Consider the following 24,589-nt stretch of genomic DNA (forward strand, 5'->3'; position numbering starts at 1 on the left):
GCCTTGCTTGCTATATAGCTTGGTACATAAATCCTAAGGCTGCGCTACAATCGCTCCATATCCCCGTCGCAAAATAAGGGAATGGCCAATGCGGTCACGCAATATTATTCGGATTATCGAAAGCACACGAGAGAGCCTGCGCCGCAGTGAGCGCTTGGTGGCGGACTATATTCTGGCCCAGCCCAAAGATGTGATTCATATGCGCATTGTCGATTTAGCGCAGGAAGCCCATGTTAGCGAGCCAACCGTGATTCGTTTTTGTCGCGCCATTGGCTGCGATGGTTTTCAAAGTTTCAAGGTTGCACTGGCTCAGGATATTGCCCATAACCCGGCTTACGATACCTTCAGTTTTTCAGACCAGGACTCCGCCCGCCAGTACACTTACAAGGTGTTTGATTCCACCATGGAAACCTTGAAGCGAGTGCGCGACAGTATTGAAGTCAGCGCTGTTGAGCGTGCGGTGGAATTACTCAGCAATGCCCGGCGCGTCGAGTTTTATGGTTTTGGCGCTTCCGCAGCTGCAGCAACCGATGCCCAGCATAATTTCTTCCGCCTACAAATTAGTGCGAATGTGTATTCCGACCCGCATATGCAGGCGATGTCGGCCATGTCCTTACATGCCGATGACGTGGTGGTGGCGATCTCGCAATCGGGTCGCACCCGTGCCCTGATCGATGCCATCAAGCTGGTTAAAAACAGCGGTGCGCCAGTGATCGCTCTGGCGCCCTTGGGCAGCCCGGTAGCAGATTTGGCCGAGGTGCCCATCCATATTGATGTGGAGCTGGATGAGGGTGAGTACACTCCGCTGCCGTCACGCTTAGCGCATATGACGGTACTCGATGTGCTGGCCATTGGTATTGCTTCGCGCAAGGCCGATTTGCGCGCCCATCTCGATACCATTGAGCAGGGCTTACAAGCTCTGCGCACCGAAAAATGAAGCGTTTTCTCATTGCTTTAATTCTGGCCGCCTTGTGTTTATTCGCCTTGGTTTTTGCGGCGGCGCTGTTCTTGGATTCCTCACCCAATAAGCTGCATTACCGCGTGTTTATCGACGCCAATAACCAGATTTTTATTAACGGGGAATTGGGAACGGAAAACCGGGTTTACGATTTAGCGCGGGATATGACGGTGGATTTTGAGTTGGAATACGACCCAATGTCGACGCTGTATTTCTGCTTTAAAGAGCGCGGTTGCCGTACGGCAAATTAAGGCTTTACTGCAGCAGCGCCAATATCGCGCTTGAGCTGCTATTGGCTTGGGAGGTTACTGCAACGGCGGCTTGTTGCAGAATCTGTGCTTTGACTAAATTGGCGGATTCAGCGGCAAAATCGGCGTCGAGAATTCGTCCGCGACTGGCGGTTAGCGATTCGGCACCGGTTTGTAAGTTCTGAATTGTGGATTCCATACGATTAAGTTGGGCACCCAATGTGGCCCGCTGTGAAGAGAGATATTCCAGCGCTCGATCCATTTTAAAAATAACCTGATTGGCGTTTTCCACCACATCCAGGCTTTCCATATCGAGCGCGGCGGCATTAATCGAGCCAATATTGATAGACACGGTTTCACCGACATTGGCGCCAAGCTGGAACTGCTTGCGATTTTCTTCGCCGGGCGTCGCGACAATTTCTTCCCAAGTTTCAGTAAATCCGGCTAGCTGATCCTCGCCGCTGCGCGTCGCAATATTGTCAATGATACTGGTCGCGGTTTTCACAGGTCCGCCATCGGCATTGGCCCCGCCAATGGCACCGGTATCGGCATCACTCAATGCGCCAGTGCTGACCATGGTATTGATGTAGTTTTCTGCACCGGCGGCAAAGGCGGTGGTGAAGGCATCTGCGGTGGCGTAAGTCCCTTTGGTGGCGGCATTAATGGCTTGATCCAAGCCCTCGTCTTGATGATTGGTGAGATAGGTCATTACATCTTTAATGCCCGTGCCGCCTTGGGCCTTGATTTCATCGTGCAGGAAACGCACGGCTGTATAAGCAGCGGAGTAATCGTCGGATTCGCCGCCCCAGCTTCCGGCGCCATTACCAAATTCCGCCGCAATGGTGGCCAAACCGGCGGCACCAATACTATTTATAGCGGACGATAGTCGTTCATCGGCACCGTGAATAAATTCAGCAGCACCCTCTAAAAACCAGGTTTGATCTACCGATGGATCGGCCATCATGCCGATATTGGTACTGCGGTACATCACCGCGTGTACCATTTCATGAGCAATAATACGGTCATTAAAGAAGGGGCCGGTGCCGCCATCGGGCAAGTTGGGCGGATTAAAATCGGCCATATCAATTTGCAGCGTGACATTGCTGGCCTTGCCGTCATAACTGAGCGGGATGCCGCCAGCAACGCGGGCGGCGGTGCCGCCGACACCGTCGGTGAAACTGGTGAGTTCAATGCTTATGCCGGCCCCATCTGCCTGCAGGCCATACATATCTTTAATTAAACTTTCAGCGCGAGACAGCCAGCCGCTTTTCAGGCCATCCATCACCGCTAATTGATTGGAGTCACCCAATACGCTGCTGCTTGCTGAGCCAAATATTTTTTCGCCATTGAATTGGGTTTGCCGGCCAACGCGATCCACTTCGCTGCGTAACTGCTCTACTTCCAGCTGCAGGGCCTGACGGTCAGCTTCGCTATTTGTAGAATTGCTGGCTTGCACCGCCAGCTCACGAATTCGTTGCAGCGAGTCGGTCATTGATCCCAGTGCGCCATCGGCGACCTGCAACATAGAAATGCCGTCATTGGCGTTGCGTACCGCCTGATTCAAGCCGCGTATCTGGGTAGTAAAGCGCTGCGAAATTGCCATGCCAGCGGCATCATCTTTGGCACTGTTAATACGCAAGCCTGAGGATAATCGCTGATAGGCGCGAGACAAATCCGACGATGACTTCGTCAGATTGCGCGCGCTGTTCATTGCAGCGATATTAGTGTTAATTGACAGGCTCATAATACTCGGGCAGTTCCGGTTTATCTCTACCGGAAAATATCGGATAGGCTGAAAAAAACTTGAGTTATCTGCGGCAACTACGGCCCATAATAGGTATTCCCACGTAAACTACGAGGAGCCAAAAATGAAACCACGCATCAGCATGATTACCCTAGGAGTGAGAGATTTACCTCGGGCGATTGCCTTCTATGAAGCACTGGGTTGGACGCGTTTAGAGTCGCCACCGAGTGTGGCGTTCTTTGATTTGAATGGCACGTGGTTGGGGTTATTTGGCTGGGATGAGTTGGCGGAAGACGCGCAAGTAGACCCGCGCGGCGATGGGTTTCGTGGTGTGGCGCTAGCCCATAACTTGGCCTCTGAGGCAGAGGTCGATGCGCTTATGGCCGAAGCGATTGCTGCCGGTGCCGAACAAACCAAGGCGCCACAAAAAGTCTTTTGGGGTGGTTACAGCGGTTATTTTAAAGACCCGGAAGGGCATCTATGGGAGATCGCCTACAACCCGATGATGTGGGTTGGCCCTGTCGATAAGGAATAAAAATCAGACGATGACGAATAACAACAGGGACGAACTAAGCAAGTTGGCAACAATCGCGAGCTTCGATGATTTGTGGGCGCTGCAAGGCACCACGGTATTATTGACCCACAATGATGTTGCCGCCAGACAGTGCCGGGATCAGTTAGCGCAATATCAACAGCAGCGCGAATCGGCATTTATCGAGCAGATTTCGGCAATGCCCGTCGAGCAGTGGTTGGCTGAACTATGGGACAGCGGCTTTAACGAAAAAATTGTGCTCCGTCCTATTCAATTATTGGCCTTGGCCCAGCAATTACTTGAGGGCAGTGAATCCTTTCCTCCGCAGTGTTTAAACTCACAAGCCATCTGTCGTCGCTTTGTTGATGCCTTTCAGGATTTTCATCATTACCGTCTCAGCGATAGTCGTGAGCACTATTTGTTTTCCAGCGAATATCAGGCGTTTTATCAGTGGCGAAAAGAACTCCAGCATATTTTGGATGAGCAGGGCGCACTGTCTAGTGCCCAGCTGCCAAGTGCGTTGAGTGGGGCTTTAAAAGCAGGCGAGTTAATACTGCCCGACAATATTATTCTCAGCGCCGGTCTTAGCCTTGCTCCAGCTATTGAGTCTTTTCTTGCTGAGTGCTTGGATCATGCGCAGGTTTTACGGCTGGAAAGCGAATCGGCTCCGCAAGCAATCAGTTTGCATGTGGCTGAAAATCGCGCTGAAGAATGTCGTCAGGTCGCCAGTGAAATTGCCGACTACCTAGCGGCAAGCACCTCACCAGAAGCGGAAAAAATAGCGATTGTTTGCCCCGAAATTTCCAGTTACCGCGCACTGCTGGAAGGGGCGTTGTGCGAACAACTTTACCCTGCCACATTATTTCCCTTGGGCACCAAAGAACCCTTTGGTGAGGGCGCCCCTGTTTGTGAACCTTGGTTGTTTGAGGGCACGGAAAAACTCTTGGGATTTCCTCTAATCAGTGCCGCCTGGGACTGTATTTCGCTGCGACCCCATCAGGCGGATCTAGAACAAATAAGCCGGATATTGCGCTCCCGCTTTATCGGTGGCTGGAGTGAGTGGCGTTACGCTCGCGCTGAACTTGATTTGTTATGGCGGGAAAAACTCAGTGCGCAAACCAGCTTAAAGCAGGCTTTGGCATTAAATTCCTCGCGTTTGCAGGAAAAATATTGGGGGGATGAATCAGGTGCAATGACTTGGCTTGATCCGCTCATCGCTCTACAGGCGTATTTGGAAAAACTGCGTCCAAAACAATTGCCGTCGGCCTGGGTGCGGGATTTCGACCAATTATTATTGGGCATGGGTTGGCCCAATGCCGAGATTGACGACCCGGTGGTGATGCAGTGTCGCAAAGGCTTTAGTCAGGGCATGGATGTTTTTCGCGCCATGGATAGACAGTTAGGTTTGGTCAGTCATGCGGAAGCCATTAGCTGGTTACAACAAATTCTGAGCAGTAAACGCTTTTCTATCAGTCGTAATTGGCGGTCGCCCATTGTTGTGATCGGCTTGGAAGAGGCGCAGGGTCGGCATTTTGATGCGCTTTGGATAATGGGGTGTGACGAAGCGGCCTTGCCGCGTCATGCAGAACCTTCTGCGTTTTTACCGCTATTGTTACAACAGCGCGCGAACATGCCAGATAGCAGTCCCGTGCAAAAGCGATTCTCTGATTTTGCGGTGCTGAACAATGTCTTGGCAACGTCGAGTCAAATTCGTTTTAGCTATTTCAGAGAGAGTGACGAAGGCGTGGCACTGGGCGTCAGTAGCTTGATTTCTGAATGGCTGAATAAAGGGCTAGACGAAGAAGCGAGAAATAACACGCAAGACGAGCGAAGCAACACGGCTATAGAAAAGCGTTATAGAGTGATCGGCCAAACGCAGTTGCCGGAACAGGACATGGTTGCGGCGGTTTCTGATAGTGAGCGTAAAAAGCTGCGCGGGGGATCGGGCCTGTTTAAGGAATATGCCACTAGCCCTTTCTTTGCCTTTGCCAAATACCGGCTTGGTTTAAAAGAGTTTCCACAGCCGACCGAGGGCTTGGATCATCGCTTGCAGGGCTTGTTGGTACACAACACGCTGGAACAATTTTGGCGACAAACGATCACTAAAGCGGCGCTGGAAGCCTTGGGCGAAGCGGCGTTACAAGAGCGCGTGCTCGCCTGTGTAGATATTGCGTTGGAAGATGCCGAAGTCGGCGCGTGGCGATTTCCCGCTGCGTTGATTGAGATTGAAAAACAGCGAGTGGCAACCTTGGTGTCGAGCTGGATATTGCAAAAAGAAACGCAGCGCCTTTCGGATTTTCGCGTTATCGAAATGGAAAGTGAACGACGAATAGAAATTTTCGGGATTAACCTCAGATTACGTCTAGACCGGGTTGATGAAATCGAAACCTCTGATGGCAAAAAGCGATTAGTGATTGACTATAAAACCGGTACTGTCGAGGGTAAATCTCTTAATAGCAATGAGCTAAGCGAACCCCAGCTGCCGATTTACGCGCTCACCGAGTCCAGAGAAAAAACCGTAGACGGCATTATGTTGGCGCAAATTAAGAGTGATGCGCTGTCTTTGCATATGCGCAGCAACTGGGCCAATAGCGTTATCAAGAAAAACGCTTCAAAGCACGATGTGGCCAGTCCAGAGACTTGGCAAAATGAATTAAGTGCGTGGTCTGGCGCTTTGGAAACGATGGCGGCCGGGATACTCGGTGGTGATATTCGACACGATAGCCAACGCGATCATCGCCGGGGTTTCAGTGCCTACCTCCTGCCGCTGACAGCAGGGAATATGCTAGATGAGGAGGACGCAGAATGACGCACTTTGCCTTCCCTCCCGATCAAGCCCAGCGCGATACGGCCATTGACCCGAGTAAATCGGTCTTGGTTCGTGCCCCGGCGGGTTCCGGTAAAACCGGGGTTTTGCTGCTGCGCTATCTCAACTGTTTGATGACAGTTCAGGCTCCCGAACAGATTGTTGCCATTACCTTTACCAATAAGGCGGCGGGCGAAATCCGCGAGCGGGTATTGTCCGCCCTGCGCAAAGGCGACAGCGATGCGCCTGCCGATAATGGCTTTGATGCCCAACTACAGAACATTGTTGCTCAGGTAAAACAGCGGGATGCCCAACTCGCTTGGAATTTATTAGATAACAGCGCCCGTTTGCGTATTCAAACCTTTGACAGCTTTTGTGCCAGCCTCACTCGGCGGCTGCCGTTATTGTCAGGTTTGGGTGCGGCAAAGCCGCTGACCGATACCGAGGCGCTATACCGCGAGGCGATACTGGATCTGTTTCAGCGCATTGAACAGCCCGAGTCGAATCCGGAATTAGCCCAAGCGCTGTTGCGATTATTAGCCTATGGCAGCAACCGTATTGAAACACTGGTGCCATTACTGGCGGCACTTTTAGCCAAGCGCGATCAGTGGCTTAAGGATGTGCTGAACGGCGACTTGGCCTTGATGGATCAGGCGTTGAAACAGGAAGTTGCAGGGCATTTTGATCGCACATGGCAGATCGTGTGCGACGCAAATATTGACGACTTGATTGGCGCGTTTATCGAATCTTCCGGCCACAATGAAAAACACAGTTGGGCGGCGGATTTACGCCAAGCTGATCAAATGGGGTTGGATGAGTTACCGCTAATTCGCCAGATTGCTAATGCGGTGTTGAAAGGTGATGGCAGTCTCTATGTTCCCCGTTCGGTAAATTATGCGGGCTTTGTTAAGTCCACGCCGGGCTACGAGCAAGCAAAAAATTGGTTGGCACAAAAAGACGACAGTGGCGAAGCTGAGCAGGTTGCGAACGCATTGAATATATTGCGCGAGCTGCCCCCTGCGGGTTTGCCGGAAGGAAGTCGGCAGCTAGTGGCGGATTTTCAATTGGCCCTGCGCCACCTGCTGGCCCATTTGCGGCTGATATTTGAAGCGCGTGGCGGTGTTGATTTTGCCGAGATTGCTCAGCGCGCCATCTATGCACTGGAGGCCGAAGACCCCTTGGCGGGTCAGGCACTGCTCGATGAGCAACGTATTCAGCATATCTTGGTTGATGAAATGCAGGATACCTCGGTCGGACAGATCGAGCTGCTCAAAAACCTGTGTCAGGACTGGCAGCCTGACGATGGCCGCAGTGTATTTTTCTGTGGTGATTTGCAGCAGTCGATTTACGCCTTTCGCGGCAGCTTGGTCAGCCTGTTTGATGGCTTGATTCGAGAGGGCGAATTTGCGGGGAAAAAACTTGAATTACTGCAATTACAAGCAAATTTCCGTTCCTCGCCAGACTTGGTGAATTGGGTAAACAGCAGTTTTAAAACCCTGTTTACCGATCGCGGTTTTGACTATGAGCCAGCCATTGCCCAGCGCAGTAATCCCGGCGGCGTTGAAATTCACGCCATGATTCAAGATGCCGGAGTCAGCGCCAAGGCGCAGGCGGCAAGTTATGAAGCTCAACAAATTATCGAGATTGTTCAGCGTGTGTTGAGCGAAGATCAGGCACAGCAGCGCCAGTCTAGCATTGGTATTTTGGTGCGCAGCCGTCCCCATCTCGCGGCGATTATTCCAGCATTAAAGCAAGCGGGGATTCCCTTCTGTGGACAAGATATCGACAACTTGGCTGAAACCCCGGCAATTCTGGAATTTACCGCACTGATTCGCGCCCTATGGCACGAGGCCGATAATCTGGCGTGGACGCGCTTGCTGCGCGCCAGTTTTGTCGGGCTGGCTTGGGAAGATATTCGGCGCTTGCGCATTAACGGTGGTGTATTGCGTGAAGTGGTCTTTGCCGCGCCTGAGTCGCGTGCCGAAGCCCGTACTAAACTTAGTCCGGAGGGCGAACAGCGTCTAGGTCGTTTGGTTGGGGTGCTGACCGCTATTGAGCAGCGTCCAGAAAGCCGCGATTTACGCTGGGCCTTGAGAACTGCTTGGTATCAATTGGGCGGGCCGGCCACCGTCGATGAAGCGGCGCACCAAGATATTCGTCGAGTATTCGCCCTATTAGATGAACATGCCCCGGCGGGAATTTTGCAGGATATTGCCGCCTTGGAGCGCGCCATAGCTAAATTGTTTGCCACGCCGGCGGCCGCGCAAGTTGAAGTGATGACCGTGCATAAATCCAAGGGCTTGGAATTTGATGTGGTGTTATTGCCGGGGCTGGGGCGCAAGGCGCCAAGGCAAGATAATTTGCTGCTGGTTTGGCAGCGTCTGCAAGGCCATATGGTGTTGGCGCCCAAGCCGGTTAGTAAACAGGCGGATGCGGATGGTGAGCTGCTTTACAAATATCTGGCCAGCGCCCATGCACAGGAAATAGAAACCGAGCTGGATCGACAAATCTATGTGGCACTGACCCGAGCGCGGCGGGAGTTACATCTTTTTGGTATGGCGGAGACTAGCAGCAAGGGCGAGTTGAGTGTGTCCAGCTCATCGTATCTGGGACATTTATGGCCGGTGTTGGCCCCCTATTTTGAGGGCGCGGCGAGCTTACCCGCCCCGGTTCAATTTACCGAGGAAGACCCGGAGGATTCGATGGCGGTGCCCATCGCGCCGCGTCTTGGCCCGGTTGAGATTGAACTGGATGGGTATTATCAGCCCAGCTCACAAGCCGAATCACTACTCGAACAGGCACGCCGCTTCAGCGACAACGCGGTGCTGGAAGACAATATTGAGCAGCGGGCCAGCGGAATAGTTTTTCATGAATTGATGGAGCGCATCGGCCGCGGTAATGACATACAGCGTTGGCAGCAGGGTTTGGCAAGCCGGCGGTGGGATGGGGCGATTGCCCAACGTTTGCGGCACCACTGCCATCCCGAGCCTGAATTGGCAGACAGTGTGAAACGAGTCGTGCACCTGTTGGAGCAAACCCTGAGTTGTGAAACTGGCCGCTGGATGCTGGATAGTTATTCTTGGCAGGGCAGTGAACAAACCTTGCGGCAGTTTGTGGGTGGTCAGTGGCAAACGCTGATTCTGGATCGGGTGTTTATCGAAAATCCCGGAACGGCAGCGGCGCGCTGTTGGATTATCGATTATAAAACCGCACAGGCCAGCGGCAAGCGCGAGCAATTTTTTGCGGCACAGTTAGAGCGTTATTCAGAGAAGATGCAGCGCTATGCTGAGGCCTTGGCCGCCGCAGGGATTGAGGTGCCAATTATTCCGGCGCTGTACTTTCCCGCACATCAGACGCTGTTGGAAATTCGCTGATTCTTAATGTGCTTGGGTTTAGAGTGCGGCAAACCAGTTTGCCGCCAACGGCACAAAAATCGCGGTAACGGTGCCGGTTAGGCACAGTGCCAAACTCGAAAAGGCGCCGGCCACCGTACTGCGCTCAAAGGCCCGTGAGGTGCCAATGGCGTGGGCGGCGAGCCCTAAACAAAAGCCCCACAAGCGATCGTCTTGGATATTCAGTTTTTTGAATAGCCACTCAATTGAAACGATGCCGACAATACCGGTCAAAATTACTGAGGCCACGGCAACGGTTGCAATGCCGCCTATATCGTCGGTCACTACAATGGCAATTGGCGTGGTGATGGATTTGGTGGTGAGAGACAGTAGCGTGGTTTTGGTTGCGCCCAATGACCAGGCCAAGATGAGTGCTGAACCACAGGCAAACGCGGCCCCAGCAAAGGTGGTAATTAATAAAGGCGTGGCAATGTCGCGCAGTAAATGTAGCTGACGATAGAGCGGCACGGCCAAGGCCACGGTGACCGGGCCCAGCAGAAAATTCAGCCAGTGGATGTTCTGGTAAAACTCAGGATATTCAATACCCAGCGCGGTGAGTGTGCCGGCAATCAATACCGCACCGCTAATGGTGGGGTGCAGCAAGGCAAAACGCTGGCTGCGTTGATAGGCCCAAAAGGCAATTTGAAAGGCGGCAAGGGTGACTACCAAGGCAAACAGCGGGCTGTGAATAAGTTCGAGGCCAGCCATTATCGATTCACTCGTTTACGGCGGGTCAAAAACTTCAGCAGCAAGCCGCAGAAAATCAGCGTGAGGATTGTGCCCGCGCTGATCGCGGCGATAAAGCCGGGCCATTGATCGGCAAAGCCCGCACCGAGAAAGAACACACCCGCTGCTGGTGCCATCAACAACATGGGCAAAATATCAATCAGATGCTGGCTGCCCTTTTCCAGTTGAGCGGGCACACTGCCACGAATCATCAGCGCGATAAACAATAGCAACATGCCAATAACTTGTCCCGGCAAGGGCAGGTCAAAGGCGCGCTGTAAAAATTCGCCGATTAGTTGAAAGCCGAGAAGAGTGAGAAAGCCCGCTAGCATCAAAAAAATAACCTAGCGTTTAACCATAGGCAGGGCGCTGGCAATGGCGGCTAAACCCAAACCGATAAAGCCGATCATAGACCAGTTAGGCATACTCAAACCCCATAAGGTCCAGACGATTTCGGCGCAGTTGCCGTCGCCCATCATCAGAGTTTGAAAGGCTTCGCCAAAAGGCAGATTACTGAACATATATTCCAGACTGGGGCCGCAGGCGGGAACCAGTTCGGGCGGCAGGCTTTGCAGCCAGACTTGGCGATAGGCCACGGCACCGCCGCCAATACTGCAAGCCAGCATTAGCCCGCCGGCGATATACCGACCGCGTTGATGGGGGTGCAGAATAAAGGCGACCAAGGCACAGGCGGCCATCATTGCAAAAAAGGCGCGCTGGGTGATACACAACGGGCAGGGGTGTAGGCCGTCGTAATATTGGGTGTAGAGGGCGTAACTGAGCAGGCCCACACAGCACAGCAGAATAAAGGCGTAGAGGCGACGCGAGCTAAAAAAAGGAAGTGGTGTCGTCATAGCAATCTAATCGTTTGGGCGCAGAAGGCGCTTACAGTAGGGGATTGTTGAGGCTGGCACAAGTTCGCTTTAGCGCGCTGCCAGCTCGGTCGTTAATTGGGCCACAAGCGCAGGATAGAGTTCCTGAAAGCGAGTGTCGATATCCGCGAGGTTTTGGTACAGGCTTGGCCCGCATTCGGCCAGCGGATTGCTAACCCGAAGGCGGCTGCCGATTCCGGCCAGCATCTGCTCCACGCGCTGCCAGTCGGTCATCATGCTGAGTACATTGTGGCGCGAGAGAATTCCGATTTGGCGGCTGGCGAGCTGGGGATAACGGTCGCTGTGCGGCAGAACTTGCTTATAACAGTGTTGACTGAAATCCGTTAGCTCGCGCTGATCGAAGTCTTGCCAGCGATTGGCCAAACAGTGGTCAAAACACACATCGAGCATAATGCCGCCAAAACGGCGGTAAGCCTCTGGCAGTAATTGCAGGCATTCCTGAACTAGCGGATGGCGGTCGGTGAGGGCGTCGATGCGTCGGTGCAGCCAGATACCGGTTTCCCAATTGGCGGGGTAGTCGCCTCGCAGTGGGCCTTTAACGTAATCGCCCAATAAGGCGCCAATCATCAAGCCTTGTTGCTGCTCGACCGATCCGCTCCCGGCGAGCTGATCGGCCAGATGGAAATGGGCGAGATAATTCACAGTTCCTGATATTGCTGGAAGAAGGCCGCCAGATAATCCTCAAAGTTGCCAGTCGAATCTGCTTCTATCGCGGCTTGATCAACCAGTGACTGTTCACGCTCAGCGGCAAACTTTTCCAGCTCCTGCGGGCTTAGGGGCTGCTCGCGGAAGTAGTCGGTCATTTCCGAGGATTGGCGATAGGCAAAGTGGAAAAAGGATTCCTTATTGTGGCGCATGATCGACAACACTTGCGCCGACGGTGTCTGCTCTGGATCTTCCAGTTTCAGTTTTTGCAGGCTGCAGCTATCGCGGTAAGCGCTACCGTCGTGGCTGTCATCGAGAATGGCGGCCACTTGGTTAATTTGCTCAAGTAGCTCTGTGCCCCAGGCTTGCATTGCAATTGACTCACCGGCGCGTTGCAATTGCAGGCCCGGTTGGCGGCCCCGGCTGACAACCTCGGCAAAATTGGCGGTGATTTCGGCAATATCGTCGGCGTCACAGGCCGGGCTTGGCTGACACAGGCAGAATAGTAGGAAGCTGTCGAGGAAGCGGATTTGGGTACTGTCGATCCCCATCGGCAGCAGCGGGTTGATATCAACACAGCGCACTTCAACATATTCCACGCCAGCGCGTTTTAGTGCGCCAAGTGGAATTTCACCGCTTTTGGTTACGCGTTTAGGGCGAATTGGGCTGTAAAACTCATTTTCGATTTGCAGCAAGCCGGTAGATAACTGCTCATCGGCGGGAATATTTTCATAGCCGGCGTGGGGCGTGGTGATCGCGCCACACAAAGTATCGATATAGTTTTCCAGTTTGTTGTAACAGATTTTCAGGTTTTTCTGGGCAACACTGGAATAGCCTAAATCGCCCATCCGCAGCGAGGTGGCGTAAGGGCCGTAAAGGGTATGCTCGTCCCAATCTTCCAAACCGTGGGGCCGGCCATTGAGGAAGCAGCGTGAAACCGCCGGTGCGGCGCCAAACAAGTAAATTAGCAGCCAGGCATAGCGGCGGAAATTGCGAATCAGATTGAAATAGCCACAGGTGATGAAATCCTGCTCGCAGTTGGGGTCTGCGTCATTCAGCTTTAGGGCTTGCCACAATGTTTCCGGTAGCGAGAAGTTGTAATGAATCCCGGCAATGGTCTGCATTTTGCGGCCATAGCGGTGACTTAGGCCTAGTCGGTAGCGGGTTTTCATGGTGGCGGAATGGGAGCTGCCGTACAGGCCAATGGGAATATCCTGCTCTTCACCAAGGCGGCAGGGCATGCTCGCATTCCACAGTTGTTCGCTGTCCAGTTTTTGTGCGGCAAAGCGGTGGATGCCCGCCAGCGTGGCCAAGCTGCCCTCAATACTGTTGGAGACCGGGGTAATAAATTCCAGTAGCGCTTCAGAAAAATCGGTAGTGATGCTGGGATGGGTCAGTGCCGAGCCGAAGGCGGCGGGGTGCGGGGTTTGCGCTAGCCGGCCCTCTGGGTCCATACGCAGAGATTCTTTTTCAATGCCGCGCTGAATTTGATTCAGCAGAGGTTTAATCTCTTTACTGCCCAGAAGTGCGAGTCGCTGCTCGAATTGTGTGGCCATGGGGTTCCTCGGCAGCCATCAACAGGGCGCACAGTGTAATGGCGATGCGGGGGGATGGACAAGGTTTCAGGATTCAGTAGGTTAAGCCAAAAGGTTATGCTATGCAGATAGATTTTATAAGTCTGATTAATTGATTTCTCAGCAACGCGATAAACAGTAATAAGGAAACTCGAATGTCTTTGCCCCAGCCCGGAATTTTTGCCGAAGGTAGCAATACCCATGTGTTGCTGGAATACCGTGTTAAGGATGGCGTAAGTGATACCCAGTTACGCACGGCTGTAAGTGCGGCGGTTGCGGCTTTGGCGACGGGTGATAGCAATAAATATAATGTGGTTTGGGGTTTTGCTGCGGCGTGTTGGGCGCGTTTGAGTGGCGCTGTGCCCTTGGGTTTGAAAGCGTTCACCCCGGTTGGCAAGGCGCCCAATATTGCGCCGGCTACCCAGCGCGATATTTTGTTGTGGTTGCACGGCACCGATGCTGGCCATAATTTTGATGGGGCTCAATTGGCTCACCGTTTTCTGTCTGAGGTGGCTGTGGTCGAGCTGGATAAAACCGGGTTTCTCTACCACGATGCTCGCGATCTCACCGGCTTTATTGATGGCACGGAAAATCCCGAGGCAGATGAGCGCCGGCAGGTAGCGCTGATTCCCGAAGGGCAGGTCGGTGCCGGCGGTAGTTTTATGCTGACTCAGCAATGGGTGCACAAGCTGCGGGACTTTGGCGCGCTTAATCAAACCGAGCAAGAGAATGTTATTGGTCGCACCAAACCGGATAGTGTTGAGCTGAGCGGTGAGCGCATGCCGAATAATTCCCATGTTAGCCGCAGTGATGTGAAAATAAATGGCGTGGGGCAAAAGCTCTATCGCCGCAGTGTGCCCTATGGTGGAGTTGTCGAAAGTGGGTTGTATTTTCTGTCATTTTCGGCAGAAATTAGTCGATATGATGCGATCTTGGCGAGTATGTTCGGAATGACCGAGGATGGAATTCACGACCGCCTTACCGATTTTTCTACACCAGTAACGGGTAGTTACTGGTTTTCTCCCTCTTTGCTGGAACTTTCTGAAATCGGGAAAGACTAATATCTCGAAGTCTCCCACCAGGAAGTCTCGACACCTGCTGGCAGGTGTTAAGCACCCCCTATTGGCGCCCTCCTTGGCGCCTTTTTTGTGTCTCTTAGTTTTGATTGGTTAGTTTTTGGGCAGTTGATTTTGTGGGACAAGCCGCTAGGCGCGCCAGTAATCTGGGCTGAACAAAATCAGCAGAGTCACAAACTCAAGTCGGCCCAATAACATTCCCAAGCAAAGAATCCATTTACTGCTGTCAGTGAGACTGGCGAAATTGCCGGCGGGGCCAATGATGTCGCCCAGTCCGGGGCCAACATTCATCAGCGAGGTGCTGGCGGCGGTAAAGGCGGTTACGAGATCCAGTCCGCTGCTTGCTAGCAACAAGGTGATAACGGCAAGGGTCAGAATCATAATGAAAATAAACGAGGCGGTAGATAGCACCACGGCGTCATCGACCACCTGATTATTGTAGCGCCGCTGAATCACCGCGCGGGGGTGTAAGGCGCGGCGGGTGTTTTCGCGCATTAGCATGGCAAGAATCTGAAAGCGGAAAATTTTGACGCCACCGGCGGTGGAGCCGGAGCAGCCGCCGACAAAGGTGGCAAAGAAGAAAATCACTACCGCCAATGGCCCCCACAGACTGTAATCGCCACTGGCGTAGCCGGTGGTGGTAATGACCGAGACCAGATTAAAGGTAGACAGGGTGATGGCATGGGGCAGGTCGACACCTTCGCGCCAAAGATAAATGCTCATGCCTACGCTGAATACCAATACGCAGTACAGAAAACCGCGCACTTGCTGGTCGTGTAGAAAGACCATACGCCGGTGCATAAATGACTGGATATACAGCACAAAAGGCAGCGATCCCAGCATCATAAATACAATGGCGATCCAGTGGCTGGGTAGGTCGGCAAACTGGGCGAAGGAATTGTCTGAGGTGGAAAAACCGCCGGTAGAGATGGTGGTCATGGCGTGATTAATGGCGTGGAAGGCATCCATGCCGTCGAACATATAAGCTAGGCTGCACAGAATGGTGAGCGCTAGATAAAAATAAATAATCAGGCTAACCGTACTGCGGGCGCGGGGCAGGGCTTTGTCAGACCAGTCAGAGGATTCTGTCTGGAACAGGCGCATACCGCCGACTTTTAAAAATGGCAGAATCGCCACCGCCATGCCGATTACTCCCAGTCCGCCGATCCATTGCAGCATGGAGCGCCATACCAGCAAGTCGTGGGGCATGGCATCCAACCCGGTCAATACCGTGGAGCCGGTGGTGGTCAGCCCGGAAACCGATTCAAACACCGCATCGGTAAAGCTGATGTGGGAAATCAAAAATAGGGGAATCGCCCCGGCAAACGAAATCAGAATCCACACACTGCTGGTAATCAGAAACATCTGTCGGGGTGTGAGCATCGAAATTCGGTGGCGAAAACTGATGGCCGCCGCCAAGATCGCCGAGGCTTCGGTGATGATCACGCCGACGGCAAAACTTTTTTCATTGCCCGAGTGGTTTAGCGCCGCCATCACCAGCGGTATACACATAAAAAAGCCAAACACCGCCAGAATTACGCTGGCGATTTTTGCTACCGGAAGCCAAAGTGAGGGGCGATTCAACGCTCTATACCTGCTTGGTGTTAAAGGTGTCGGCGAGATTCAAATCGGCTGAGCCCGCACCGCAGGCGATAATGGTTTTAAAAGCATTATCCAATTTGATATCCGGGCGTGGTGTCACGCATTCGGGAGGCAGGTGATAGACAAAACCCGAGGTGGGGTTGGGGCCGGTGGGCACAAATACCGTATACCAGCCATTGCTGTGCCGACTGGTGATAATGGCGGTGGCATGGGCTGGTGATGACGGCCCATAGAGCTGAACAAGTCCGACTTCGCCACGGCTAAAAGGTGAGTTTTCATTATTGCCGAGAAACTGACGAAAAATATCGCGAATCAGGCGGTAGCCTGGGGCGAAGCGGGTTAAGTGCTTATCGAAATAACCCTCCAGAAAGCTACCGGTTTTGGTGGCGACTAGCGTGCCGACCACAAAGCAGGTCAGCAGAATCAGAATAACCACCAGTACATCAATAATAAGCGGAGGCGCGTGGGTGGCTTTGGTCAATGGGCCGGTGAGGGGGGCGATCAAGCCTTGAACCACATTGACCGCCCAGCGCAGTGCCAGTAGCAGCACGGTAATTGGTGCGATTACCAATACGCCACCGATAAAGGATTGGCCAAAGAAATGTTTGAAGCGATTCATCATGAGTGGGCTCAAAAGACGGTCATTGCGCTAATGATAGCGAGTTTAGGTTTCAGCTCGCAGTGTTTGTATTGCCAAATCGCGTAAAAATTAGCGCATTAACGTTAACAAATCGTCGAGCAGGTATTCCAACTTGCGCAGACTGCCACATTCGGCAACGTAGTGGCTGGCACTTTGATAGCGACGAATTTCGGAATCGCCGGTATTCCAATTGCTTTGCGGTTCCGGATTAAACCAGAGTAGCAGGCGCGCCCGCTGATACAGCTCGCGCAGGGCATCGATACCGGTATCGCCACCATTACCGCGCCCATCGCCGAGAATAATGATGCAGCTACGCCGATTCACTTTGTCGATAATTTGGTCGCGAAAGCTGTTTAGGGCAAGGCCGTAATCGCTGCTGCCCATACCGTGTTTATGGCGAATCAAAGCCAGTGCTTGTTCGGCGGGAAAGCTTTTAAATTCCTCACTGACTTCGTGGCTGCGGCCGCAGAAGACAAAGCTGCGCGTATTGGGTAGCACCTCGGCCAATGCTTGCACAAACAACATCAGCACTTCTGACCAGGCGCTGACTGAACCGCTGAGATCACAGAGCACGTAAATTTCGCTTTTTTCCCGCTTTTTCTGCCGCCAATAGCGATTAAAGGGCACCCCGCCGTAGGCGATATTGCGGCGCAGGGTTTTGCCCAAATCGGGTTTGCCGCGCTTGGCGCGGTGGAGGCGTTGCTTGTGCCGGGAGGCGAGTTTTTTGGCCAGCTTGCGAATCAGCGGCGGCAGTTTTTTGCGGTAGTACTGATCCATAGCCGACAGTGAGCTGTCGCGCATCAGTGCTTCTTGGGTGGCTCGGGCCTCGGCATTATTGGTCAGCAGTAATTGACGGTCGATCATTTCCCGCACCATTTCCAACTGAATATCCCGCTGCTGTTGCAGCCAGCGCGAGCGCTCTTGCTGTTGGGCATCGCCATTGCCCAGCGCTTGGATTTCCGATTGGCGCTGGGGATCGTTTAGGGCTTCTAAAATACGGCGACGAAAAATACCGCGCTGGGTGGGAAAGCGCAGTTGCTCAAGTTGAGCCTGTGCGGCAGCGCGAATCACATCGGCGCGCAGTTGATCGAAATTTTGTGCTTCTGATTTTGGCGAGCGAGATTGTTCTTGATCTTGACCGCTCTGGTTTTGACCACTTTGCCCCTGATTGCCTTGGCCGGAACCGCCGCCACCCCCCATGCTGCCTTGACCGGACATGGCGTCGTTGGCTTCGCTTTCGCTGCTTTCGTTTTCGGCTGTCTCTTCACTCTCGTTGGCGACGTCGGGTTTGAGGTCGAATTCAAAAAACTGTTTAAAGCAGGAGTGGTATTGCTGGCGCTGCTCATCGGTTTTTGCCAGACAAGCGGCGAGGCCGTGGTAAAGCAGGGTTTTGTCACGATAACCGAGCTGGGCCGCAACGCTCATGGCATCGAGGGTTTCGGCGGTAGAAATAGTAACGCCAGCGTGGCGTAAATGCCGAATAAATTGCAGGAGCGTTTCTTGCACAGCGTAAAAGCCCGTTACTAATCAGTGCGAGTTACGCAGCAGACTGCTGAGTTCCGGGCGCACAAGATCAATATCTTCTTCGTATTTAAGCAAGACATTGAGGCTGTCTTCCACCAGTTGCCGGTCGAGCTTGTCGGCGTGGAGTAGCAATAAGCTGCGCGCCCAGTCGATGGTTTCGCTGATGGCGGGTTGTTTCTTGAGATCAAATTGACGAACGCTGTGAACAAACTCCACCAGTTGTCGGCGCAGTTGTTCGGAAATTTCCGGCACCCGGCTGTCGACAATGCGACCTTCTAAATCTGCTTCGGGGAACGGAATATAAAGATGCAGACAGCGGCGCTTAAGGGCGTCGCTGAGATCACGGGTATTGTTGCTGGTGAGAATCACCAGCGGTTTGTGGGTGGCGGCAATGCGGCCAATTTCGGGCACTGAGACTTTAAAGTCGGCCAGAATTTCCAGCAGCAGTGATTCAAATTCGTAGTCGGCTTTGTCGATCTCGTCGATCAACAGTACGGCGCCAGTATCACTTTTCAGCGCTTGCAGCAGTGGGCGCGGCTCTAAAAAATGCTCGGAATAAAAAATATCATCGAGTTGATGCAGCTTTTCCACCGCGCCGCTCAGGCCCTCGGTGCCGGCCAAGACATCCTGCAGTTTTTCTTTTAATACCTGCACGTACAGCAGTTGCTTGCTGTATTTCCAATCGTAAAGCGCCTTGCTTTCATCCAGGCCTTCATAACATTGCAGTCTTACCAAGGGCTGGTTGAGAACCGCCGCAGTGGCATTGGCCAACTCGGTTTTGCCCACCCCCGGCGGTCCTTCAATCAGAATGGGGCGCTCCAGCATTTTGGCTAAATAAAGTGTGGTGGCGATATTGTCGCTGGCGATATAACCCTGCTCGGCGAGTTGGCTAATCAGGGTGTCGATCTGTTGGCGGGCATTAGTCATGGTGTGCAATCAGGTTTTTAAGTCGGTCTAAAGTATCGGGGTGATCAAGTTGAGGATATTGATTGATCAGCGTGGCCCAGTCTGCCATTTGGTGGTCGGCAAAATCAAAGCCGGGGCAAACGGCCTCGGAAATCAGGCCGTAGTCTGCTCGGTGGGTATCCAAAAGTTGCGAGGCTTTCCATACGCCGCCGGGCACCAGCATTTGCAGTTGTTGGCCCTTGTTTAATTCTGGGCCTAAAACGCAGGTTTCAATCTTGCCTTCGGCGTTAATTAGGGTGTAATGCAGCGCTGCGCCGCCCTGCCAGAAATGCAAAATATCTGAGCGGTTGCAGTGCAGATGACCGGTGGGGCTGTCGCTACTCAATAAATAAAAAATAGAGGATACGCAGGGGCGATCGGCGGTTTCGGCTTTGTGATCAGAGGTATAGGTACGACGAAAAAATCCGCCTTCCGGATGCGCCTCTAACTGAAGCGCGGCAATTATGGCGCGTGCGTCCAAGGCTTAACCGCCGGTAGTATTCATAAAGCGTACGATCTGCGGCTCATCACTCAAATCAAAATGATGTCGCTCCGGTTTGATATGCATGGCGTCGATAATGGCTTGTTGTAGCCGCTCGCTGTCGCCGGGGTGTTGATCAAGTACCGCTTTTAAATCGACCGAATGCTCATTGCCCAAACACAGAAGCAAACGCCCTTCCACGGTGAGTCGTACCCGGTTGCACAGATGGCAAAAATTATGGCTGTGGGGCGAGATAAAACCGATGCGGCTATTGCTGTCGGCCATGCGGTAGTAGCGCGAAGGGCCGCCGCTGGTTTCGGTGGTTGGGGTCAGGGGGTAGTGTTGTTCGATAACCCCGCGAATATCGTCGCTGCTGCAAAAGCTCAGTGCGCGGTCGTGTTCGGTGATTTGGCCGAGGGGCATTTCTTCGATAAAGCTGATGTCGACGCCACGATTGCGGGCAAAGTCGACCAAGTCAAGAATTTCATCGTCATTGCGGTTTTTCATAATCACCGCATTCAGCTTGATGCGGCTAAAACCGGCTTCGATAGCGGCATCGATACCGCGCAAAACCTTATGTAGATCGCCGGTGCGGGTCAGGTCTTTAAAGCGCTGTTGGTGCAGGCTGTCGATACTGATATTGATGCCAGACAGACCGGCGGCTTTTAGTGGCGCCGCGTATTTATCAAGCTGGGCGCCATTGGTGGTTAGGTGTAGCTGCTCAAGACCGGGCAATTGTCCCAGTCGCTCGACCAAGCTCATCACATTATTTCTAACCAAGGGCTCGCCGCCGGTCAGGCGGATTTTTTTTACGCCGAGGCCGACAAACGCGGCGGCAACGTCATAGAGCTGTTCCAGCGTTAAAATCTGCTTGCGTGGCAAAAACTGCATATCTTCCGCCATGCAATACACACAGCGAAAATCGCAGCGGTCAGTCACCGACAGGCGCAGGTAATTAACCTGTCGGCCAAAGCGGTCTGCCAATATTTGCTGAGCGGTTTTCATGGGGGAATCTTATCATAAGCCGTTATACTGACAGCGAATAAGAATCTGGCGTACAGCCAGTCCAATTCCAAACGGGGGAAGTATGAAAATCACAATGTCTCGCGCACTTATTGCTTTAGCCTGCTTAGGTGTAAGCGCTCACTCTCTTGCTGATCCAAAGAAATACAGCTCGAGCTCGACGGAGTCGGCGCAATCCAGCCAAGAGCAGGACTGGGGTGTGTATTCAAAATTGAATGTGCGGGTTTATTCCGCCAAGGAAATTGGCCAGATCAAAGCCATTGAAGCGGCGGTAAGTAAAGCGGAAGTGCCACCGACTTCTGGTGAGGCGGCGCTGATTCGCATGGGTATGGGCGTGTCTCAGGAAAACGCCTATAAGGAAAATGGTTGTTGCTTTGATGCCGCAGGACGCTCGCTAAAAGATAAAAATGTGGCTGAGCGTTTAGCGGTGGAAGAGGCCATGCGCCGCAGCGGTATCGAGCCCGGTTCTGAGCGTGAAGAGCAATTGCGCGCCGCTGCTCAAGGTCGTGCCCAGACTGCTGATGGCGAGGAAGTGAATCAGCAAACCATGGAAGATATGGCCAAGGAAGTTGCTAAACAGCAGGCGGCGGTTTACACCGGTGCTCAGGAAGGCTCCACCGAAGAAGCCATGGTCAATACCGGCGTTGACGTGTTCTGGAACAAAATGAAAGGCTGGTTCGACTAATACCTCAAGCTCAAGCCGCCGACCGAGGTTGGCGGTTTTTTACAACTGTGCTGCCTGTTTTTGTCATTGTCTGAATCGTGGGTGGAGGTAAAGTAAATCCCCACACATAACACAAGGTTTTATCCCCTCGGTTAAAACCGGATAAGAGGTTCAGCAATGACAAGCGCCGCCACAGCCATCAAACGTTACCCCATGCCCATGCCTTACGGCTGGTTTGTAGTGTCCTATTCCGACGAGTTGGCGGTGGGAGAATCCCGCGCGGTGCATTACTTTGGTCAGGAATTGGTGTTGTATCGCGGCGAGAAGGGCAAGCCGGTGTTGATGGAGGCCTATTGCCCTCACCTCGGTGCGCACCTCGGCCACGGTATTCATGAAAAATCCGGCAAGGGTGGTGGTCGAATTGAAGGCGACAATATTGTTTGCCCCTTCCACTCGTGGAAATTTAATTCCGACGGCGAATGCGTGGAAGTGCCCTACGCCAAGAATATGCCGCCCAAGGTACAGGGCAAGAAGTGTTTGAAATCCTTCCCCATCCGCGAAGTGAATCAATGCATTTGGGCTTGGTATCACCCCGAAGGTGAGTCACCCAAATGGGAAGTGATCGAACACGAAGAAGCGATGAGTGATGACTGGTCGCCGATGGATCGCTACGAGTGGACGCTGAATACTCACTCGCAGGAAATGGCCGAAAATGCCGCTGACCCGGCTCACTTTAAATATGTGCATGGCACCGCTTCTTTCCCTGAATGGGAAACCACTTACGACGGCCCCTTTGTGCGCGGCCTGCAAAAAGCCAATATGCCGACCCCGCGCGGTGAAGTAAAAGGCGCAATTCATACCGGCAGCGCTGGCCCCGGTCAGGGCTTTACAAAGTTTGAAGGCATTGCCGATACGTTTTTGATGGGCCTGACAACGCCTATTGATGCGGAAACGGTACACGTTCGTTTTGCTTTTATTCAGCCCAAGGTAAATGGCGAGGTGAAAAAAGGCGGTGTGAACGCGGCGATCATTGCCAATATCGTCGGTCAGCTGGAAGAAGATCGCCCGATTTGGGAAAACAAAATTTACCGCCCCTTGCCGATTTTGTGTGACGGCGATGGCCCAATCGCCAAATTCCGCAAATGGTATGGTCAGTTTTACGCCGGTGGATTTGATCCAAAAGCCTTGTAAAACAAGGCGCTATAAAATCAGCTCAATAAGCTGATGCCGCGCTCCGCTAAATTTTGGCGGAGCGAATCACTGGCCTGCTCACCGAGAATGACCGCCGTTTGTTGGCCGGGCTCGTTTTGGTGAGGCAGGTTTTTATCTGTCAGTAAATGCGCCACTCGGCGGGCAATCGCCTTGCCGGAATCGATCCACTGTTTGCCGGGCAGCCGTTCGCTTAGCTGGGATTGAATCAGCGGAAAGTGGGTGCAGGCTAGAATTACCGTATCCATCTCGTTTGCACGGGGGTGCTTGCACAGCGCATCAATTGACGCTTGCCACTGCTCGGCGTTCTCATTTCCCGTCCAGAAAAAATCTTCTATTGCCGGTGCTAATTCGGCAGCGCCCACAGAAATGACACAGCAATCCGCGGCGAATTCCCGAATCAACTCGGCGGTGTAAGGGCGGGCCACGGTGCCGGGGGTGGCGAGTAGTCCAATTACTTTTGTTTGGCTGAGTAGCGCGGCGGGTTTTATCGCCGGCACTACGCCAACCACGGGAATACTGAGCTGTTCGCGCAGGGCGGGCAATACGGCGGTGCTGGCGGAATTGCAGGCCACCACCAGCATATCTACCGAGTGCTCGGCGAGCAGTTGTTCAATGCGCAAACAGATATGTTCGACCAGAGCTTGTTGCTGCCATTGGCCGTAGGGAAAACCACCGCGATCCATGGCGTAGAGCAAATCGACATGGGGCAGCAGGGCGTGAATTTCGGCGCCGATACTCAGTGAGCCGACGCCGGAATCAAAGACGAGAATGCGGGGCGTGGTGCTCACAGTTGTTGGAGAACAGTCTCCGCCGAACTCAGCTCAATGCCGCCGGACGCATCAACACCGAGGTGGGTAACCACGCCGTTATCGACGATCATGGCATAGCGCTGACTGCGGGTGCCCATGCCCCAGCCGGAGGCATCCATGCTGAGTCCCAGTGCTTTGGCGAAATCGCCATTGCCATCACCCAGCATCAGAATTTCTTCGGCGTTTTGGGATTTTCCCCAGGCACCCATGACAAAGGCATCGTTTACGGAAATGCAGGCGATGGTGTCTACACCCTTGGCTTTAATGGTGTCGGCATTAACGACAAAGCCGGGCAGGTGGGTCATGGAGCAGCCGGGAGTAAAGGCGCCGGGTACGGCAAACAGCACAACTTTTTTACCGTTAAAAATTTCATCGGTGGTAATTGGTTGTGGGCCTTTTTCGCCCATGGTTTGCAGCGTCGCGCTTGGGATTTTATCGCCTGCTTGAATGCTCATTAGCCTGTCCTTTTATTTGTTGTGATGGTCAATTGGCAGAAAGTAAGTAGAAGTCGCAAGTGTAACAGAGCTTTTCATTCTTGAAATCTGCTCGCGCGACCCTATCTAGATAATGTAAGCGCAATAAAGCGCGAAAGATTTGCAGTAAACCATCATTCGTAAGTTGGAGGTGTTATATGAACGGTATTTTCCCTTTCAGTGTGCTGGATGAGTTACAACGCGACATGAATCATCGTCAGGCATGGCTGAGTAAAGCGGGCCAGCCAGAGTGGCGCCCCGCCGTAGATGTTGTGGAAAGTGAATCGGCCTGGCTGCTCAGTATGGACGTGCCGGGTGTGGCCAAAGAGGCAATCGAAATTACGGTGGAAGAACGTATTCTCACTGTAAAAACCGAGCGCAGCATTGATTATGGTGAGCAGCGTCAAGCTGTTAGAGAGCGCCGTGCCGGTCAGGTGAGCCGACAGTTCCGTTTACCGGAAACCGTGGATGCACAAAATATAGAAGCGCGCGTTGAAAACGGTGTGTTGAGTTTGGCTTTACCCAAGCAGCTAAAAAGCTGAGCCGCATCGTATTACGGTGCAGTAAATCCGCTGAAACAATCTCCGCGGGGCGCTGTGTTCGCTTGGACGCAGTGCCTTTA

At 53.0% G+C, this 24,589-nt stretch carries 23 protein-coding genes; 9 read left to right on the forward strand and 14 right to left on the reverse strand.

Going from position 1 to position 24,589, the window contains the following annotated elements; all coding sequences use genetic code 11:
• Nucleotides 1–88: 88 nt before the first annotated feature.
• Both IB286_RS01455 and IB286_RS01460 read left to right on the forward strand, forming a co-directional pair.
• Complete coding sequence (locus IB286_RS01455) at nt 89–937, forward strand: SIS domain-containing protein (RefSeq protein ID WP_190761880.1); 849 nt, start codon at nt 89–91, stop codon at nt 935–937.
• Nucleotides 934–1,209 (forward strand): hypothetical protein, encoded by a 276-nt coding sequence (locus IB286_RS01460; protein WP_190761881.1) that lies wholly within the window; start codon nt 934–936, stop codon nt 1,207–1,209. The genes IB286_RS01455 and IB286_RS01460 overlap by 4 nt, the downstream gene beginning before the upstream one ends.
• A gap of 4 nt (nt 1,210–1,213) precedes the next feature.
• Here the strand turns inward: IB286_RS01460 and IB286_RS01465 are convergent, their stop codons facing one another.
• Complete coding sequence (locus IB286_RS01465; RefSeq protein ID WP_190761882.1) at nt 1,214–2,950, reverse strand: flagellinolysin; 1,737 nt, start codon at nt 2,948–2,950, stop codon at nt 1,214–1,216.
• A gap of 124 nt (nt 2,951–3,074) precedes the next feature.
• Here IB286_RS01465 and IB286_RS01470 point away from each other — a divergent pair, with 124 nt between their 5' ends.
• From IB286_RS01470 to IB286_RS01480, 3 genes are read left to right on the forward strand one after another with little or no spacing between them, the layout of a single operon-like run.
• Entirely contained in the window at nt 3,075–3,485 is a 411-nt protein-coding gene (locus tag IB286_RS01470; RefSeq protein ID WP_190761883.1) for a VOC family protein, read from the forward strand.
• A gap of 10 nt (nt 3,486–3,495) precedes the next feature.
• Nucleotides 3,496–6,291 (forward strand): PD-(D/E)XK nuclease family protein, encoded by a 2,796-nt coding sequence (locus tag IB286_RS01475; protein ID WP_190761884.1) that lies wholly within the window; start codon nt 3,496–3,498, stop codon nt 6,289–6,291.
• Nucleotides 6,288–9,662 (forward strand): UvrD-helicase domain-containing protein, encoded by a 3,375-nt coding sequence (locus IB286_RS01480; protein ID WP_190761885.1) that lies wholly within the window; start codon nt 6,288–6,290, stop codon nt 9,660–9,662. The genes IB286_RS01475 and IB286_RS01480 overlap by 4 nt, the downstream gene beginning before the upstream one ends.
• Nucleotides 9,663–9,680: 18 nt before the next feature.
• Here IB286_RS01480 and IB286_RS01485 read toward each other — a convergent pair whose 3' ends face one another.
• The 5 genes from IB286_RS01485 to gshA form a co-directional block, all read right to left on the reverse strand.
• On the reverse strand, nt 9,681–10,388 hold the full coding sequence (locus IB286_RS01485) for an LrgB family protein (protein WP_190761886.1): 708 nt from the start codon (nt 10,386–10,388) through the stop codon (nt 9,681–9,683).
• A complete protein-coding gene (locus IB286_RS01490; protein ID WP_190761887.1) occupies nt 10,388–10,738 on the reverse strand; it encodes a CidA/LrgA family protein in 351 nt (116 codons plus the stop codon). The genes IB286_RS01485 and IB286_RS01490 overlap by 1 nt, the downstream gene beginning before the upstream one ends.
• A gap of 12 nt (nt 10,739–10,750) precedes the next feature.
• A complete protein-coding gene (locus tag IB286_RS01495; RefSeq protein WP_190761888.1) occupies nt 10,751–11,260 on the reverse strand; it encodes a disulfide bond formation protein B in 510 nt (169 codons plus the stop codon).
• Nucleotides 11,261–11,329: 69 nt separating this feature from the next.
• Entirely contained in the window at nt 11,330–11,941 is a 612-nt protein-coding gene (locus tag IB286_RS15670; RefSeq protein WP_190761889.1) for an acyl carrier protein phosphodiesterase, read from the reverse strand.
• A complete protein-coding gene (gene gshA / locus IB286_RS01505) occupies nt 11,938–13,500 on the reverse strand; it encodes a glutamate--cysteine ligase (protein ID WP_190761890.1) in 1,563 nt (520 codons plus the stop codon). The genes IB286_RS15670 and gshA overlap by 4 nt, the downstream gene beginning before the upstream one ends.
• 173 nt (nt 13,501–13,673) lie before the next feature.
• Here gshA and IB286_RS01510 point away from each other — a divergent pair, with 173 nt between their 5' ends.
• Nucleotides 13,674–14,579, forward strand: coding sequence for a Dyp-type peroxidase (locus tag IB286_RS01510; RefSeq protein WP_190761891.1), 906 nt, complete (start codon nt 13,674–13,676; stop codon nt 14,577–14,579).
• A gap of 144 nt (nt 14,580–14,723) precedes the next feature.
• On the opposite strand, the gene IB286_RS01515 is transcribed toward IB286_RS01510, so the two are convergent.
• The 6 genes from IB286_RS01515 to moaA form a co-directional block, all read right to left on the reverse strand.
• Nucleotides 14,724–16,178 (reverse strand): TrkH family potassium uptake protein, encoded by a 1,455-nt coding sequence (locus tag IB286_RS01515; RefSeq protein WP_223826041.1) that lies wholly within the window; start codon nt 16,176–16,178, stop codon nt 14,724–14,726.
• A 4-nt stretch (nt 16,179–16,182) separates the two neighbouring features.
• Entirely contained in the window at nt 16,183–16,818 is a 636-nt protein-coding gene (locus IB286_RS01520; protein ID WP_223826042.1) for a DUF502 domain-containing protein, read from the reverse strand.
• Nucleotides 16,819–16,905: 87 nt separating this feature from the next.
• A complete protein-coding gene (locus tag IB286_RS15675) occupies nt 16,906–18,342 on the reverse strand; it encodes a VWA domain-containing protein (protein WP_190761892.1) in 1,437 nt (478 codons plus the stop codon).
• 21 nt (nt 18,343–18,363) lie between these two features.
• Complete coding sequence (locus tag IB286_RS01530; RefSeq protein WP_190761893.1) at nt 18,364–19,287, reverse strand: AAA family ATPase; 924 nt, start codon at nt 19,285–19,287, stop codon at nt 18,364–18,366.
• A complete protein-coding gene (locus IB286_RS01535; protein ID WP_190761894.1) occupies nt 19,280–19,786 on the reverse strand; it encodes a cupin domain-containing protein in 507 nt (168 codons plus the stop codon). The genes IB286_RS01530 and IB286_RS01535 overlap by 8 nt, the downstream gene beginning before the upstream one ends.
• A 3-nt stretch (nt 19,787–19,789) precedes the next feature.
• The gene (moaA, locus tag IB286_RS01540) at nt 19,790–20,791 is read right to left on the reverse strand and encodes a GTP 3',8-cyclase MoaA (protein ID WP_190761895.1); all 1,002 of its coding nucleotides are present in this window, start codon (nt 20,789–20,791) and stop codon (nt 19,790–19,792) included.
• A gap of 94 nt (nt 20,792–20,885) precedes the next feature.
• On the opposite strand from moaA, the gene IB286_RS01545 reads away from it, so the two are divergent.
• Both IB286_RS01545 and IB286_RS01550 read left to right on the forward strand, forming a co-directional pair.
• On the forward strand, nt 20,886–21,494 hold the full coding sequence (locus IB286_RS01545; protein ID WP_190761896.1) for a hypothetical protein: 609 nt from the start codon (nt 20,886–20,888) through the stop codon (nt 21,492–21,494).
• A gap of 156 nt (nt 21,495–21,650) precedes the next feature.
• The gene (locus IB286_RS01550; protein WP_190761897.1) at nt 21,651–22,664 is read left to right on the forward strand and encodes an aromatic ring-hydroxylating oxygenase subunit alpha; all 1,014 of its coding nucleotides are present in this window, start codon (nt 21,651–21,653) and stop codon (nt 22,662–22,664) included.
• A gap of 17 nt (nt 22,665–22,681) precedes the next feature.
• Here the strand turns inward: IB286_RS01550 and murI are convergent, their stop codons facing one another.
• Both murI and IB286_RS01560 read right to left on the reverse strand, forming a co-directional pair.
• Complete coding sequence (gene murI, locus IB286_RS01555) at nt 22,682–23,473, reverse strand: glutamate racemase (RefSeq protein ID WP_190761898.1); 792 nt, start codon at nt 23,471–23,473, stop codon at nt 22,682–22,684.
• Nucleotides 23,470–23,949 carry a peroxiredoxin gene (locus IB286_RS01560; RefSeq protein ID WP_190761899.1) on the reverse strand — a complete coding sequence of 160 codons (480 nt, stop codon included), beginning with the start codon at nt 23,947–23,949 and terminating at the stop codon, nt 23,470–23,472. The genes murI and IB286_RS01560 overlap by 4 nt, the downstream gene beginning before the upstream one ends.
• A 176-nt stretch (nt 23,950–24,125) precedes the next feature.
• Between IB286_RS01560 and IB286_RS01565 the strand changes: the two genes are divergently transcribed.
• Nucleotides 24,126–24,509 (forward strand): Hsp20/alpha crystallin family protein, encoded by a 384-nt coding sequence (locus IB286_RS01565; RefSeq protein ID WP_190761900.1) that lies wholly within the window; start codon nt 24,126–24,128, stop codon nt 24,507–24,509.
• Nucleotides 24,510–24,589: the final 80 nt, after the last annotated feature.

The organism is Spongiibacter pelagi, assembly GCF_014705705.1.
GTDB classification, from domain to species: domain Bacteria; phylum Pseudomonadota; class Gammaproteobacteria; order Pseudomonadales; family Spongiibacteraceae; genus Spongiibacter; species Spongiibacter pelagi.

What these genes read in the sequence shown, in the direction of transcription:
- IB286_RS01455 (WP_190761880.1), top strand. Translation starts at nt 89, where the DNA reads ATGCGGTCACGCAATATTATTCGGATTATCGAAAGCACACGAGAGAGC.
- IB286_RS01460 (WP_190761881.1), top strand. Translation starts at nt 934, where the DNA reads ATGAAGCGTTTTCTCATTGCTTTAATTCTGGCCGCCTTGTGTTTATTC.
- IB286_RS01465 (WP_190761882.1), bottom strand. Translation starts at nt 2,950, where the DNA reads ATGAGCCTGTCAATTAACACTAATATCGCTGCAATGAACAGCGCGCGC.
- IB286_RS01470 (WP_190761883.1), top strand. Translation starts at nt 3,075, where the DNA reads ATGAAACCACGCATCAGCATGATTACCCTAGGAGTGAGAGATTTACCT.
- IB286_RS01475 (WP_190761884.1), top strand. Translation starts at nt 3,496, where the DNA reads ATGACGAATAACAACAGGGACGAACTAAGCAAGTTGGCAACAATCGCG.
- IB286_RS01480 (WP_190761885.1), top strand. Translation starts at nt 6,288, where the DNA reads ATGACGCACTTTGCCTTCCCTCCCGATCAAGCCCAGCGCGATACGGCC.
- IB286_RS01485 (WP_190761886.1), bottom strand. Translation starts at nt 10,388, where the DNA reads ATGGCTGGCCTCGAACTTATTCACAGCCCGCTGTTTGCCTTGGTAGTC.
- IB286_RS01490 (WP_190761887.1), bottom strand. Translation starts at nt 10,738, where the DNA reads ATGCTAGCGGGCTTTCTCACTCTTCTCGGCTTTCAACTAATCGGCGAA.
- IB286_RS01495 (WP_190761888.1), bottom strand. Translation starts at nt 11,260, where the DNA reads ATGACGACACCACTTCCTTTTTTTAGCTCGCGTCGCCTCTACGCCTTT.
- gshA (WP_190761890.1), bottom strand. Translation starts at nt 13,500, where the DNA reads ATGGCCACACAATTCGAGCAGCGACTCGCACTTCTGGGCAGTAAAGAG.
- IB286_RS01510 (WP_190761891.1), top strand. Translation starts at nt 13,674, where the DNA reads ATGTCTTTGCCCCAGCCCGGAATTTTTGCCGAAGGTAGCAATACCCAT.
- IB286_RS01520 (WP_223826042.1), bottom strand. Translation starts at nt 16,818, where the DNA reads ATGATGAATCGCTTCAAACATTTCTTTGGCCAATCCTTTATCGGTGGC.
- IB286_RS01530 (WP_190761893.1), bottom strand. Translation starts at nt 19,287, where the DNA reads ATGACTAATGCCCGCCAACAGATCGACACCCTGATTAGCCAACTCGCC.
- moaA (WP_190761895.1), bottom strand. Translation starts at nt 20,791, where the DNA reads ATGAAAACCGCTCAGCAAATATTGGCAGACCGCTTTGGCCGACAGGTT.
- IB286_RS01545 (WP_190761896.1), top strand. Translation starts at nt 20,886, where the DNA reads ATGTCTCGCGCACTTATTGCTTTAGCCTGCTTAGGTGTAAGCGCTCAC.
- IB286_RS01550 (WP_190761897.1), top strand. Translation starts at nt 21,651, where the DNA reads ATGACAAGCGCCGCCACAGCCATCAAACGTTACCCCATGCCCATGCCT.
- IB286_RS01560 (WP_190761899.1), bottom strand. Translation starts at nt 23,949, where the DNA reads ATGAGCATTCAAGCAGGCGATAAAATCCCAAGCGCGACGCTGCAAACC.
- IB286_RS01565 (WP_190761900.1), top strand. Translation starts at nt 24,126, where the DNA reads ATGAACGGTATTTTCCCTTTCAGTGTGCTGGATGAGTTACAACGCGAC.